At 62.0% G+C, this 13673-nt stretch carries 11 protein-coding genes, 1 tRNA gene and 1 pseudogene; 2 read left to right on the top strand and 11 right to left on the bottom strand.

Translation table 11 applies throughout. The annotated features are described in order from the left end of the window. Positions 1-99: 99 nt before the first annotated feature. From ABIB06_RS16195 to ABIB06_RS16150, 10 genes and pseudogenes are all read right to left on the bottom strand, one after another. Positions 100-843: a polysaccharide deacetylase family protein gene (locus tag ABIB06_RS16195; RefSeq protein WP_247345003.1), complete on the bottom strand. Its 744-nt coding sequence runs from the start codon at positions 841-843 to the stop codon at positions 100-102. Positions 844-948: 105 nt separating this feature from the next. Then, the gene (gene metA / locus ABIB06_RS16190; RefSeq protein ID WP_247345006.1) at positions 949-1950 is read right to left on the bottom strand and encodes a homoserine O-succinyltransferase MetA; all 1002 of its coding nucleotides are present in this window, start codon (positions 1948-1950) and stop codon (positions 949-951) included. Between the two features lie 12 nt (positions 1951-1962). Then, the gene (locus tag ABIB06_RS16185) at positions 1963-3264 is read right to left on the bottom strand and encodes an O-acetylhomoserine aminocarboxypropyltransferase/cysteine synthase family protein (protein WP_247345009.1); all 1302 of its coding nucleotides are present in this window, start codon (positions 3262-3264) and stop codon (positions 1963-1965) included. Between the two features lie 253 nt (positions 3265-3517). After that, the gene (locus ABIB06_RS16180) at positions 3518-5092 is read right to left on the bottom strand and encodes an amidase family protein (RefSeq protein WP_247345012.1); all 1575 of its coding nucleotides are present in this window, start codon (positions 5090-5092) and stop codon (positions 3518-3520) included. A 361-nt stretch (positions 5093-5453) separates the two neighbouring features. Continuing rightward, positions 5454-5564, bottom strand: a pseudogene (locus tag ABIB06_RS16175) (6-chlorohydroxyquinol-1,2-dioxygenase); the annotation flags it as partial. Positions 5565-5687: 123 nt separating this feature from the next. Then, on the bottom strand, positions 5688-7175 hold the full coding sequence (locus ABIB06_RS16170; RefSeq protein ID WP_354069148.1) for a cytochrome P450/oxidoreductase: 1488 nt from the start codon (positions 7173-7175) through the stop codon (positions 5688-5690). Positions 7176-7858: 683 nt separating this feature from the next. Then, positions 7859-9178 (bottom strand): FAD-dependent oxidoreductase, encoded by a 1320-nt coding sequence (locus ABIB06_RS16165; protein ID WP_354049685.1) that lies wholly within the window; start codon positions 9176-9178, stop codon positions 7859-7861. Then, on the bottom strand, positions 9169-10020 hold the full coding sequence (locus ABIB06_RS16160; protein ID WP_247345021.1) for an ABC transporter permease: 852 nt from the start codon (positions 10018-10020) through the stop codon (positions 9169-9171). The genes ABIB06_RS16165 and ABIB06_RS16160 overlap by 10 nt, the downstream gene beginning before the upstream one ends. After that, on the bottom strand, positions 10013-10786 hold the full coding sequence (locus tag ABIB06_RS16155) for an ABC transporter ATP-binding protein (RefSeq protein WP_354049686.1): 774 nt from the start codon (positions 10784-10786) through the stop codon (positions 10013-10015). The genes ABIB06_RS16160 and ABIB06_RS16155 overlap by 8 nt, the downstream gene beginning before the upstream one ends. A 41-nt stretch (positions 10787-10827) precedes the next feature. Beyond that, complete coding sequence (locus tag ABIB06_RS16150) at positions 10828-11817, bottom strand: ABC transporter substrate-binding protein (RefSeq protein WP_247345027.1); 990 nt, start codon at positions 11815-11817, stop codon at positions 10828-10830. 146 nt (positions 11818-11963) lie between these two features. Here ABIB06_RS16150 and ABIB06_RS16145 point away from each other — a divergent pair, with 146 nt between their 5' ends. Then, positions 11964-12917, top strand: a complete 954-nt coding sequence (locus ABIB06_RS16145; protein ID WP_247345031.1) for a LysR family transcriptional regulator — start codon at positions 11964-11966, stop codon at positions 12915-12917. Positions 12918-13030: 113 nt separating this feature from the next. Here ABIB06_RS16145 and ABIB06_RS16140 read toward each other — a convergent pair. Further along, positions 13031-13120: transfer RNA gene (locus tag ABIB06_RS16140), tRNA-Ser, on the bottom strand. A 197-nt stretch (positions 13121-13317) separates the two neighbouring features. On the opposite strand from ABIB06_RS16140, the gene ABIB06_RS16135 reads away from it, so the two are divergent. After that, on the top strand, positions 13318-13659 hold the full coding sequence (locus ABIB06_RS16135; RefSeq protein ID WP_247345034.1) for a hypothetical protein: 342 nt from the start codon (positions 13318-13320) through the stop codon (positions 13657-13659). Positions 13660-13673 lie beyond the last annotated feature (14 nt).

Raw genomic sequence — 13673 nt, 5'->3', positions numbered from 1 at the left:
TCGGTCAACGCCAGTCGCATGCCGCTGGGGTCATGACAAGACTATTCGCGCGGCATCGGGCCTTCGTCCCCTCTCCACAAGGGGAGAAGGAAGAAGAAGCTACGCCCCGATCCTTCGCAGCGCTTCCGCGACCGTCACGATCGGCATGTCGCGCTTCCCGGCCGCCTGCAGCGCATGGCGCATCAGGTGCGGCGTGCAGCCATACGGGCTCGGCGCGTTGGCGACGTCATGACCGTAGAAGATCAGCCATCCGCCGCTGTCGACCGCCTCGTCGAAATAGCGATCGACACCCGCAACATCGATCTCGCAATCGACCAGGGGCGAGGCGCGCAGGAACTGGAGATCGATGACGTCGCGATTGACGCCGGGAAGGATGCCGCGCGCCGAGCGGAAGGTTTTGGCGAGCTGCGGTTTGCGCCAGACCGAGGCAATACCATAGGGGTAAGCGAAATTTTCCAGCGTAATCGAGGAATCAATATCGCGAAAATGGCCGCGGTTCCGGTCGATCTCGCGGGCCATGGCGGGCTCGTCGAGATTGACCGCACTCTGGTGCGAGAAGGTGTGGCAGGCGATCTCGTGCCCGGCGCGGTGAAGCCGCACCACGGCGTCGTTTGACAGGCCGTGCCAATGGTCCGAGGGGCGATCGACCAGGCTACCGGCGAGATAGAACGTGCCGCGGCCGCCATGCTGCTCCAGAAGCTCGGCGCCCTCGCCTGCGGCGCTATCGGGGGCGTCGTCGAAGGTGAAGCTCACCATGGGCGCATGCGCGGGCAGGCGGTGCGGCGCGGCACGGAAATGCCGGGCCAGCCGATTGCTCACGCGTCCCTGGAGTGCCGACCACACGAATCGCTTTCCCTGTTTGTGCCGCCCCGTCACTGAAGCATTCGTTCGCTGCTTGAGGCAAGCTTCACACTTGGTTAGTCCTAACGTCGAACCCGTTGTCCAGACCTAACGCACGAGCACCGACGCGTCGGCCTCGGCGCCGAGATATTGCAGCCAGTTCCGAAACAATGCCGCCGCGGCGCTGCCGGCGTCGATATCGGCACGCAAATTCAGCGCAGGCAGATCGTTGCCGAGCGTGGGGTGGCGCTGGTGCCTCGCCTGCTTCTCGAAGCGGCCAAGCTTCTCCTCGGTCGCAACGTCAAAATAGCTCGCGGGCAGATGCGGATAATTGTCGCGCTCGCGCGCGAGATAACGGCCGATGTCGCGCAGATATTCGCGCTGAAGCGACAGCGCGTCATATTCAGGGTGGCCTTGGAAAAACACGAAGCGGCTGGCATATTGCCGGACGAAGACATCGACGCCGACCTTTGCCGAACGGGTCAGCACCTGGTAGCCGGCCTGCGCGAGGTCGCCCTCGACGATCTCGTTGAGACGCGAATGCGAAACCTTGAGCGGCGCAGGCGCGGCGCGCGTCAGCGGATCGCCGGTCACGGCTTTGCAGTCGAAAATGCCGTGACATTTGGCCGGAAGCCGCCGCCGTTCGATACGATCGAGATGCAGCACCGCCGCATGCGCGGCGAGGCACGACCAGATCGTCGAGCGCGTGTTGACCTTGGCCCAGTCGATCAGCTCGGTGAGATCGCGCCAGTATGGCTCCTGGTCGAGCTCGGGCGCAACCGGCTCGGCGCCGGTCACGATCAGCCCGTCGAACTTGTGGCGCCTCAGCTCGGTGAGTTCCGAATATTCGCTCTCGACGTGCCACTTCGCTTCCGGCGAGCGCTTCACCGAGGGCAGCGAGAAGCAGTGGAAGCGGATGCGGCGCGGGCCCGCGGCGGCCTGGAGCAGCTTCATGAACTGCCGCTCGGTCGCCTTCAGCGCCGGATCCGGCATGTTGTTGATCAGGCCGATGGTGAGCTCGGCGCCGCCGCGCTCGCGCGCAAGATCGCCCTCTCCCGGCACCAGCGCCGGGCTCGATATGCCTTGATCCCTGTCGATCAAGATCGTCATCGCTGCCGCCGCCTACTCCGCGGCCTGGAGGCGCGCGGACGGGCAGGCCTTTTCCAGCGCTTGGCCGATGTCCTCAATGATATCGGCGGAATGTTCGATACCGATCGAGAGACGAATCGTTTCCGGCAAGACGCCAGCGACCCGCTGCTGCTCCGCCGACATCTGCCGGTGCGTGGTCGATGCCGGATGGCAGGCCAGCGACTTGGCATCGCCGATATTGACCAGGCGCGTGATCAGCTTCAGCGCATCGTAGAAGGACTTTCCTGCTTCCATGCCGCCCTTGATGCCAAAGGTGAACAGCGAGGACGCGTTGCCGTCGAGATATTTCTGCACCAGCGGATAATGGGGACTGTCCGGGAAACCGGTGTAGTTGACCCAGGCGACGCGCGGGTCCTTACGCAGGAATTCGGCGACCTTGCGGGCATTCTCGCAGTGGCGCTCCATGCGCAGCGCCACGGTCTCGATGCCCTGGATCAGCAGGAAGGCGTTGAACGGCGACAGCACCGAACCCATGGTGCGTTGATAGATGCTCCGCGCGCGCTCGATATAGGCAGTGCGGCCGAAGCGCTCGGCATAGACGAGGCCGTGGTACGAGGCGTCCGGCTTGTTGTAACCGGGGAAGCGGTCCGCGTACCTGGCCCAGGGGAAGTTGCCGGAATCGACGATGGCGCCGCCGAGCGTGGTGCCGTGGCCGCCCAGGAATTTGGTCAGCGAATGCACGGCGATGTCGGCGCCGTAATCGAACGGCTTGAGCAGGATTGGGGTTGCAACCGTATTGTCGACGATCAGCGGCACACCGTGCGCGTGAGCGATCTTTGCCAGCGCCTCGATATCGCAGACATTGCCGGCGGGATTGCCGATGGTTTCGGCGAACACGGCGCGGGTGTTCTCGTCGATCAGCTTTTCGACCGCCTCAGGCTTGTCGCTCTCGGCAAAGCGGCCGGTGATGCCCTGCCGCGGCAGGATGTGCGAGAGCAGCGTATGCGTGGTGCCGTAGAGCTGCGGCATGGAAACGATGTTGCCGCCGTGATCGGCGACGTTGACGAAGGCGAAATGCAGCGCCGCCTGCCCGGTCGCGACCGCAAGCGCGCCGACGCCGCCCTCGAGCTCGGCGATACGCTTTTCCAGCACCGCGCTGGTCGGATTGGCGATGCGGCTGTAGCGATAGCCTTCGGCCTCGAGATTGAAGAGCGCCGCGCCGTGATCGGCGCTGTCGAAGGCGTAAGCCGCGGTCTGGTAGATCGGCACGGCAACCGCGTGCGTGGTGGCTTCGGGCTCGTAGCCGGCGTGAATAGCGATCGTCTCGTTGCGCATCGTGCCACCTCCGCGTGGAGCGGGCCGCACTTATTGGCCTGTATGAGGCATGTGCGGTGTCCGCCGTCCCTCTGTTAGAGGCGGGTGGTAAAGCGGACAATAATTCGTCTAGAGATCGAGGAAGTAACCCTAACGATTGTTGGGGAATTGGCTAAAATTCGAGTCAAATTGGATTAATGAGTTTTTGCGCTGCTGGCTGAGCGGTTTCCTTCTCCCCTTTTGCAAGGGGAGAAGGTGAGGCCTTCGCTGTCTATCAATCCATCTGTTCCCACAGCCGATGGGCGAGCACGCCGGCCCGCTTCTCGATCGCGGCCGCCGCATCGAGCGCGAGGTCCTCGCGATAGCGCCCGGCGATGAGCTGCACGCCGATCGGCTTGCCATCGTGCAGCGTCACCGGCACCACGGCGCCCGGCAAACCCAGCACGTTGATCGCGGAGATGAAGCGGATCTCGCCCCAGAAGATCTCGCGCACGCGTTCGGCACTGACGGTGTCTTCACGCGGGCCCGGCGTCGGCTTCACCGTGGTCGGCGCCAGCACGACCGGATATTCCTCGAAGAACAGCTGCCAGGCGCGGATGTGGCCGTTGCGCGCGGCAGTCGCCTGCATCCAGGCCTTGAGGTCGAGCACATTGGCCTTGGCCTTCATGCCGCCCCACGCCTTGTGGAAGTCTTCAGACGTCACCTTCAGCATGCCGGCCTCCTGCAACACCATCGTCTCATTGGTGATGATGTCGCACCAGGTCTGCCAGACGCCGTCGATGTCGGGCACATCGACCTCGCTGACCCGATAGCCGGAACGCTCCAGATGATCGGCGGCCTGACGCAACGCCGTGCGCACGGACGGATCGACGTCCATGTCTTCAGGAATCTTGGCGAGCGCGACCTTGATCGGCCCCTTCGGCTTCGGTCCCACCAGCGGCGCCGGCACCCACCAGGGATCGCGCGGATCGCGCTGGCTCATCACTTCCAGCGCGAGCCTGATGTCGGCGACGTGGCGGGCGAGCGGCCCCTGCGCCGACATCAGATGCGCCAGCATCGGCCGCTCGGCGGTTGCGCTTGCGTTGAATGCCGGAATACGTCCCTGCGTCGGCTTGATGGTCGCAACGCCGTTGCAATGCGCCGGCCAGCGCAGCGAGCCGCCGATGTCGTTGCCGTGCGCGATAGTGCCGATGCCGGCGGCGACCGCCGAACCCGCGCCGCCCGAGGAGCCACCGCAGGTGATATCAGGATCCCAGGGATTGAGCGTCAGCCCGTGCAAGGGATTGTCGGTGAAGCCGCGGAAAGAGAATTCCGGGGTGTTGGTGAGGCCGATAACCACCGCGCCGGCCTTCTTCAGGTTGCGCACCACGGGCGAATCCGACGGCGCAACGAGATCCTTGTTCGCCGGCACGCCGTTGAAGTTCGGACGGCCTTCGTAATCGACATTCTCTTTGATCGTGATCGGTACGCCGTGCAGGAGGCCGAGTTCGCCGCCCTTCGCGCGCTGCTTGTCGGCCGCATGCGCCGCAGCCAGCGCCTCCTCCGAGAGATCGACGACGACGGCGTTCAGCCTCGGATTGACGGCACGCATCCGCTCGAGATGCGCCTCGACGGTCTCGACCGCGGAGATGGCGCCGGAGCGGATTGCGGCTGCGGTCTCGACCGCCGACCATTGCCAGGCCGGGCCCCTGGGACGGCGCGGTGCGGACGATTTGCGCGGAGTGGCCTTCTTGACCGGCTTCGTTGCAGCCTTCGCAAACACGCTTTTGCGAACGGCGCTCGTCTTGCCGGAGGTCTTTGCTGCTTTCTTCGCAGCACTTTTCTTCCTGGTCGCCGTTTTCTTCGCCACGTCGCGTCTCCTCAAATTGCGCCGCGGAAGTTATGGAGGTCACGCGCCCGTGTACAGGCGCGTTTCTGCATGGCGCGCCGGCGCGGCCGAAGGCGCGCGAGATACGCTCATGAACCTTTAGGTGTTTTCCCATGACCACGTATTGGCTGAACAACGGAACGCACTACCGCCAAGATTGCCGCGTCGCGACCGGGTTTTTGACGCCCCTATTTGGATAGCGACCAATCGGAGCATTTGCCTGCAGCCGCATAGCATCGCCATGTCGGCAACGATCGCCGATGGAAGGGTGTCGCGGACCGGATGGCGCCTCGCGCTCGACGAGCGGGGTATGCGACGTCTTGCCGTCCGAGAATTCCTCTAGCGTCAAGATGAAATCGAAATGGGAACGCCACGGAGTGAATTCGCGGTCGAACCTCTCATAGGACGCAACGAGCGATCTCTTGACGCCGAACACAGAGTCGGAATTGAGGTGCTGGGCATGGAGGACACCAAGCGCAGCGGCACCGCTTGCGCTCCTTGTCGCAGAACTTTTCGAAGGTGCTGGAGCGATGGCAAGGATCGGATACGCCGCAAAGGTTCATCACTTCTCGCCAGCCTACAGATCAAGAACCAGGCGATCGCCTTTGCAGCCACCACAGCATACCATCATCGATTTATTCGCGGCCTTTTCCTCGGCGCTCAACACAGAATCCCGGTGGTCCGGCTCGCCGGCGAGGACCTGCGTTTCGCATGAACCGCAAACACCCTGCTCGCACGATACCGGCACCTCGACACCGACCCGGCGGAGCGCATCGACGATGCGCTCGCCCGGCTCGACCCTGACGATGCGGCCGCTGCCGGCGAGTTCGACGTCAAAGCCACCGCTCCGCGCCGCTTCGTGCCTGGCCGAGAAATATTCGAGATGCACGCATTCCTTCGGTCGGACAGCGAAAATCCGTTCGAATGCTTGCATCATCGGCTTCGGCCCGCAGCAATAGAAATGCGTGTCCGCCGGCGCACCGGCCTCGATGCTTGCGAGATCGAGTACCGAGCCGGCCTCTTCGTCGATGTGGAGATGAACATTCGGATCACCCGACAATTCATCGAGAAACGCAACTTCGGATTCGGCGCGAGCCGCGAAGTAGAGTCGATGCGTCAAGCCGAGCTGCGCGGCGCGGCGCTTCATGCTGATGATGGGCGTGACGCCGATCCCGCCTGCGATGAACACGCTGTTCCGCGCGATTTCGACCAGCGGAAAGTTGTTGCGCGGTCCTGATATCCGGATGTCGTCGCCGACTCGCAGCTTCTCGAAAATGAAGGCTGAGCCGCCCAGGCCCGCGTGCTCGCGTTTCACGCCGATCTGAATTCTGCCCGCACCGCCCTTGCCGAGTACAACCGAATATTGCCGAGTCAAGCCGTTGGGCAGGTGCACGTCGATGTGCGCGCCCGGCGACGCCTCGGGCAAGGGCGAGCCATTGGCCGATCGCAATGTGACCAGCCATATGTCCTTCGCGACTTCGACGATTCCGGCGACGGTAACCGCGAGATGGTTGAGCGGCTCGGCCAGTGAAATCGGCTGATCGCGCTTGGCTTCCCGGTCCTCGCCTATCATGACCTCGACATGCATGGTCTTGAGACCGCGCAGCGCGTTGTTGATGCCCCATTGCTCGTCACGGATGACGAAACGGGTGACGCGCTTCGCCAGCGCCTGCAACAGGCATGTGATTTCGAGACGAGCAAGATGCATCCCGACGCAGATATGCGGGCCGAACCCGAAGCCGATATGGTCCCGTGTGTCGCGACGCACATCGAATATCTCGGGGCTTTTCCAGGCACGTTCATCCCGGTTCGCAGAGGCATAAAGCAGCAACATCCGCGTGCCCGCTGGCAACTCGACACCGTCGAACTCTGCATCCCGCGTGAGCACGCGGGTGAAGCCGCGCACGGGCGACTCCCATCGAATGCCTTCATTGATCGCGCCCGATATGAGGCTCCAGTCGCGTCGCACCAAGTCCCATTGATCCGGAAATCTTGCGAACGCGCGCACGATGTTCCCCGTGGCAAAGATGGTGGTGTCGAGGCTCGGGCTGATATAATCACGCATCATGGCCGGACATTTGTCGCGCGGAATATCACCACGTTCCGCCGCCCTCCAGATCGCGGCGGCCCAGCCATCGGGGCGCAGCGATCCGATCGTCGCCGGGTTCCTGCAATAGGCGTGCAGCTCTTCGATCTTCGGCATGGCCGCCTGCGCACGTCCATTCATGGGTCCGAGCGCGTCGAAGGTCGCGCCCGCCCATTTCAGCATGTTGCCGCGGCCTTCCTCAGGCAGACCGACAAGGCGCGAGACGATCGTGACCGGTAGATATTGCGCCAGTTCGCTCATGACTTCGAATTCGCCCAGCCGGACGAGACGCTCGACAACGGCCTCAGCCTCGTCCTTCACCGATGGCGATATTTTGCGCAGCGCGGGAACTGTGAGCGGCTCGCGGATAATCGAGCGCATGCGCGTGTGATCAGGAGGATCGCTTGTGATGGTGTTACCGAGGCCGGCGGTATTAAGTACATCGTTGGCAGCGACGCCCTTGGCGCTCGAAAACAGTTCGTGATTCAGCAGTGCAGCCTTCACATCGGCATGGCGACTCATGGTCCACAGATTGTGCTTAGGCAGATACACGACCGAGCCGAGTTCGCGGATGGCTCGATAATGATCGTAAGGATCGAGGATCACCTCGTCGGAGTAGAGGTCAACATCGTAAGATGACGAGTGGAGCGCACCGGGCGCATTCATATCGCGCTCTCCGTCCACGGATCGACTGCGAAGTTGTCCAGATTGGCGCGAAGAGCGCATTCGAGCTCTGCAAACGACACGTCCCGGACGGACCCGACGCCAGCGAGTTTTAGCGCATGTGCAGCCGCCTGCCCCATCGCGAAGCATGGACCCATCACGCGTACCGAGGCAAGCGCCGCCGTGTCTCCATCGATGCAGCGCCCGGCTGCGACGAGATTGTCGGCGTCGCGATGGATCATGCTGGAAAGCGGCACATAGTGCATGTGGTCTGGATCTTCAAACTCTTCCCAATAGACGCGCTCGGCGGAGTTGTGGGCCTCGACGGGCCAGGTGCAGCGAGCCACCGCGTCCTTCGGTCGCCGGCCGCCGCGCACTTCATCAAGGGTGAGATGATGATCGGCCACGTACCAGCGTGTCTGACGAATGCCTGGCTGCCCGTAAGATCGGATGCGGGCGTTGGCCATAACTTCAGGGTACTCCGATTTGAAGAATTCCATCAGCACATCGGCTTGGTCCTTGCCCGCCAAAGCCGCTTCGGCGGCGGCGATCGGTTCTGTGGGATTGGGGATGTGCGTCATGTTGACGGTTGCGATATCACGGCCGGGGTATTTGAAAATGAACCCGTCCCTGCGGGGCAAACCGAATTCGCTACTGCGGCGCCGCAAGGCTTCCTCGACCTTGAACCCGTCGATCAGGTCGGCCTTGTCAACTTCGAAGCCTTCTATGATGAACATCTGAGTTCCCCATTGTGCTTCGTCGGGTTCGCGCACCGGAAGTCCCGCGTGCCATGCGACGGTGGAATCTCCGGAAGCATCGATGAATCCGTGAGCGGAGATTTTGAGGTCGCCCCAGCGGGTCGCTACATCAAGCGTCGTGACCCGACGGTCCACCATAGAGGCGTTGCGGACCACGCCTCCGAGAACGAGTTCCACCCCGGCGTCGCGAAGCGCTCGTTCGGTCCAGCGTCCCGTCAACGCTTCATCATATTGCAGCACCAGCGTATTCAGAGCGCGACGCGCATGAATAGCATTGCGCTGCCAAAGGTCCTTCAGCAGGTCGTCGACAGGACCGAATGTGAGCCGACGTGGCTGCGGTCCATTGTCGTAGAGCCCGCAGATCGTTCCAAGCAATGTCCCGACCAACTGCCCGCCGACATTTGGCATCGCTTCAACAAGGACGGTCTTGAGACCGAGTCTTGCGGCTGTCAGTGCCGCCATCGAACCTGCAGCACCGCTGCCGACGACGCAAATGTCTGCTTCCAGTCTTGTGGCTCCAGACGTTTTGGAAACGATATGAGTTGCAGAGTTCATCGCCATTTCAGCAGCGCCTTTTCGAGCCGGCCGAGCAGCCAGGAAATCACCAGCCCTGTCGCCGAGAGCAGGAGAACGCCCGCAACGAGCCGGTCCGTCTGCATGAGATTTCCGGCGAGCAGGATCAGCGCGCCGATGCCATATTCGGCGCCGATCATTTCGGCAGACACCAGAAGGATCAGCGCGATCGCCGCAGTGATCCGAAACCCGGCAAGGACGCCGGGAAGCGAGCCAGGCAGGATGATCTTGAGCACTATGGAGCGCCAGGAAAGTCCGAAGCTTTGTCCCATGCGGATCAGGCCCCGCGGAACATTGTCCACCGCACTGAATGTGCTGATCACGGTCGGCGAGAAGACGCCGAGGACGATAACGGCGGTCTTGGAACTCTCTCCGATGCCGAGCCATACGATCAGCAACGGCAGGATGGCGATCATTGGAATGGGATAAAGCCCGGAGACGATGGGCAGCGCGCCGGCCCGGGCGATCGAGAAAACACCCATGGCGCAGCCGACGATCAGTCCCATGATCGTGCCGATGAGCCATCCGCTCGCCACGCGCGAGAGCGAAGCGGACACCTGGCTCGTGAAATCGTCGGCGGCCGCCATCTTGAGGAGTGCGCTTCCGACCTGAACCGGGCTGGGGAGGACCAACGGTGAAAGATATCCGGACGCTGCTGCCAGCTGCCAGATCGCCACAAGGCCGATGATCGCCGCCCAGCCGATCCAGGCATTCGGCCGAGGGTCGAATCCGCCACCACGGAATCTGACGACCGCTTCCGGGCCTTCATCCTTAGAACCCGTGGAGTTGCGCTGGGACGCGTCCTGCACCAGTTTGAGTGCGCTAGACATCGGCAACCTCGCGATCCGCCATCACGGCTTCTGCCTTGATCAGCGACCAGAGTTCATTGTGCAGTCTCGCCATTTCGGCCGCGGATTCCGGAAGCACACGCTGGTCGCGCGGGATGTCGACTGGGACGATCTTCTTGAGCCGGCCGGGCCTCCGCGAAAGCACGACGACCTTGTCTCCGACCCTCAGCGCCTCATCGAGGTTGTGTGTCACCCAGATGCCGGTGGCGGATTCGCGCCGGAAAATCTCGAGCAAGTCCTCGATCAGAAGGTCACGTGTCTGGGCGTCTAGCGCGGACAGGGGTTCGTCCAACAGCAACACCGCCGGGGTGACGGCAATCGCGCGCGCAATGCCGACACGTTGCTTCATGCCGCCCGATAGTTGCCTGGGCAAGGCCTCCGCGAAGTCCGAAAGCCCGCACATCGCTAGCGCGCGGCCGACGCGCGAGGCGAGTTCGCCTGCCGGAAGCTTGTGCTCTTCGAGCGCAAGGGCCACGTTTCCCCTGACCGTGCGCCAGGGCAACAAAGCGAAATCCTGGAACACGTAGGTCAGCGGATTGAGCGAACCCGCGGGAGGCGCCCCGCGCAGCCTGACTTCGCCGGATGAAGGCGCGATCAGCCCTCCGATGATGCCTAAAAGGGTCGATTTCCCGCAGCCCGAGGGACCAATCAGGCAGACCACCTCCCCGCTTTTGACATCAAAGCTGACGTTCTGAAGGGCATTGGTGCCGCCATACCAATGCGAGATCGCAGCAACCGACAGATCCATGGCTCGCTTCCTCTCTCGACTTCCTCAGGGAGGATCGACGGCTATTTAAAATTTTCCTTCACGACCTCTACGAAGGACGCATCGGCAACTTTGTCGACGGTGACGCCGGCATCGACAAAACCGCGGGCCTTGTACCAGTCGAGCTGCGCGGCGACGTTGGCGATATTGTAGCTGGCCTGCTTGTTGACATAGGGCAGGCCATCCATCACCACGGCCCGCGAGGTGTTGGTGTACTTTTCAATGATTGGGAAAAGCGCTTCAGCATCCTTGCCGAAGACATGCTTGCCACCGGCGTCGAGATGATTGAATGCGGCGTCGTATTCGGCCGTTGCGCGCTTATAGGCTTTGATGAAATGCTCGACCACGCTGCGGCGCTTGTCGATCATGTCCTTGGATGCGATGACGCCGGACACCTGCCACGGTGTTTCCGCCGCAACCCAACCAAGTAGTTTAACCGCGCCTCCCGCGCTCAGCGGATTGGCAACGAAGGATGGCAACGCCGCAGCATCGACCGCGCCAGACTTGACGGCGCCAACCATGTTGGCGACCGACTGCAGTGGAACGACCGAAACGGCCTTGTTGTCCCAGCCATATTTGTCGGTAAGCATTCCAACATTGTAGTGGAACGTCGAACCGAGCTGCGTTACCCCGAAACGCTTGCCCGGCAAGTCCCTGATGCTCCTGAGGCCTTTGTCGTAGGCCTCGTTGGAAGCAACGAAACCGATGAACTTATAGCCACGCTCCTCCCAGGCTTCCCCTGCGATGATGCGCAACGTACCCCGACCGGCCAGATTATACATGCCGGCCGTGAACCCGGTGACGCCGATATCGCAAGCGCCCGCCGAAACGGCCACGGCGACAGGCTGCGCGGCATCGAAATAGGCAAGGGTGATGTCGAGCCCTTCGTCTGCGTAGTAGCCTTTCTCGACGGCAATGAAATTTGCGGCCGACGAGGTGAACCTCAACCCACAGACCTTCACGGGATCGGCTGCGTGGGCGATCGAAGCCAGAGTCGAGATCGCGCAGGCCACAAGCCCAGCAATCGTGCGGTTTCTCATGAGAGATCCTCCCGTTTCCTTTTGGTTGGTTGGAAACAGAGAAGCCTGCTCAGGCCTATTGACACAATGAAAGCTTTTGCCATCTTCTATGCCTTGAAGGCATAGCAGTTGGTGACGACATGACTGCCGACAGGACGAGTGAAGATTCCGTCGAATACGGACAAGTCAGGAAGACCGCTGCGGACAGGCGGCGCCTGAGCCTCCGCCAGATTGAGGTGTTCCGGGCGGTTATGGCGTCAGGCACCTTGAATGGCGCGGCCAAAGTCCTGGCCACCACGCAGCCCAGCGTTTCGCGCATCGTGCAGCGTTGCGAGGACATTCTCGGTTTGACCCTGTTCAAGCGAACCAAGGGGCGGCTTGTCCCCACGGGGGAGGCCATTCGGCTGCTGGGTTTGGCAAGCAAGGTCTTCGATGAGCTGGACGAGCTAGGGAATGCGGTTGAGCGCCTCGTCAACGGAGACGGAGGACTATTTCGAATCGGCGCCACCGGCAGCCCGGGTCGTGCGGTGGTGCCCAACGTCATCGCCCGCATGCACGAGGCCCTTCCGAAGCTGCAGTTTCATATCGATGTTCTGATGTTGGAGCAGATCATCGACTACCTGCTCCTCCAAAAGGGAGAGTGTGTAGTTTCTATCTTTCCAGTAGCTCACCCTTTGATCGAAAGCGTGCCCGTGCGTCCATGCAAACTCGTTGCGCTTGTTCCGTCTGCTGATCCGTTGGCGGCTTTCGACAAACTGACGGCTACGGACCTCAAGGACAAGTTCTTGATCCTTTTTGAGCCTCATACGCCCCACGGCTCGATCGCGGAAAAGCAGTTTAGAGAAATTGGGATCGAGCCGCACGTTGGCATACGGGTCCGCCATATCGAAACGGCGATAGGCCTTGTGCACGAAGGCGTTGGGATAGCAATCGTCGACGATGTCGCGGTAGTCGGTGAGACCGGCCGACGCTTCAGCACGATAGACATCGATGGCAGTCCGGCCCTTTCGGTGCATCTGAGCTGGAACCGTGAACAGTCGCAGTCGCAGATGTTTCGGCATTTCAGGCGGCTGCTTCACCTACCCGCGCAATGAGGGACGACACCTGCCAGCACGCACTCGACATGCCAGCCGGAATCCGCCACCTGGACTTTCGCCGCCGGCGGTCCTTCTCGATACTGACTAATTTTCTTCTTAGTTTTGACGATTGGCGGAGAGAGTGGGATTCGAACCCACGGTACGGTTTCCCGCACACACGCTTTCCAAGCGTGCGCCTTAAGCCACTCGGCCATCTCTCCGGAGCGCACTCTCTTGAAGGGGCGCCGATGATTTTGCAAGGGATCGCGGGGAAATCGGGTGAAATTTCCGTAAGATCTTGTATTTCATAGATAATATCGGACGCGGCCTCAGCGCTCGGAACCCGCTACGGGCCGAACCGGCGGCGGGTTTGGTGCGACGATTCACTTGAAAATGCCCAACCACGACCGGGAGCACCATGACCATCCGTAACGCCATCATCGCGATGAGCCTGATTTCGGCCCTTGCCGCCGCCGTCGCCGGACCGGCCGCTGCACAAATCTGCACCCGGCAAGGGGTCGACGTGAGCTGCGACGACGGACGGCGCGGGATGCTTTCGGGCGATGCCATCCTCTGGCCCGACGGCACGCGCTCGAGCTCGACGCCGCACCAGAGCGTAATCATCGGCAACAAAAGCTCAGTGCATGTCGGGCCTGGCGTGTTTGTCGGCCAGGGCAAGGGCATGGTGCCGCTGGACGATCCGAACGCGCCGAACAAGCGGCAGTGCGCGATTTTGGAGGGCGTGTCGTATTGCTACTGAAGGGCTGTAGCCAC

The organism is Bradyrhizobium sp. LB8.2 (assembly GCF_040548035.1).
In the GTDB taxonomy this organism is placed as follows: Bacteria; Pseudomonadota; Alphaproteobacteria; order Rhizobiales; family Xanthobacteraceae; genus Bradyrhizobium.
The sequence above is the reverse complement of the archived record's forward strand: the minus strand, read 5'-3'. Positions and strand labels throughout refer to the sequence as shown.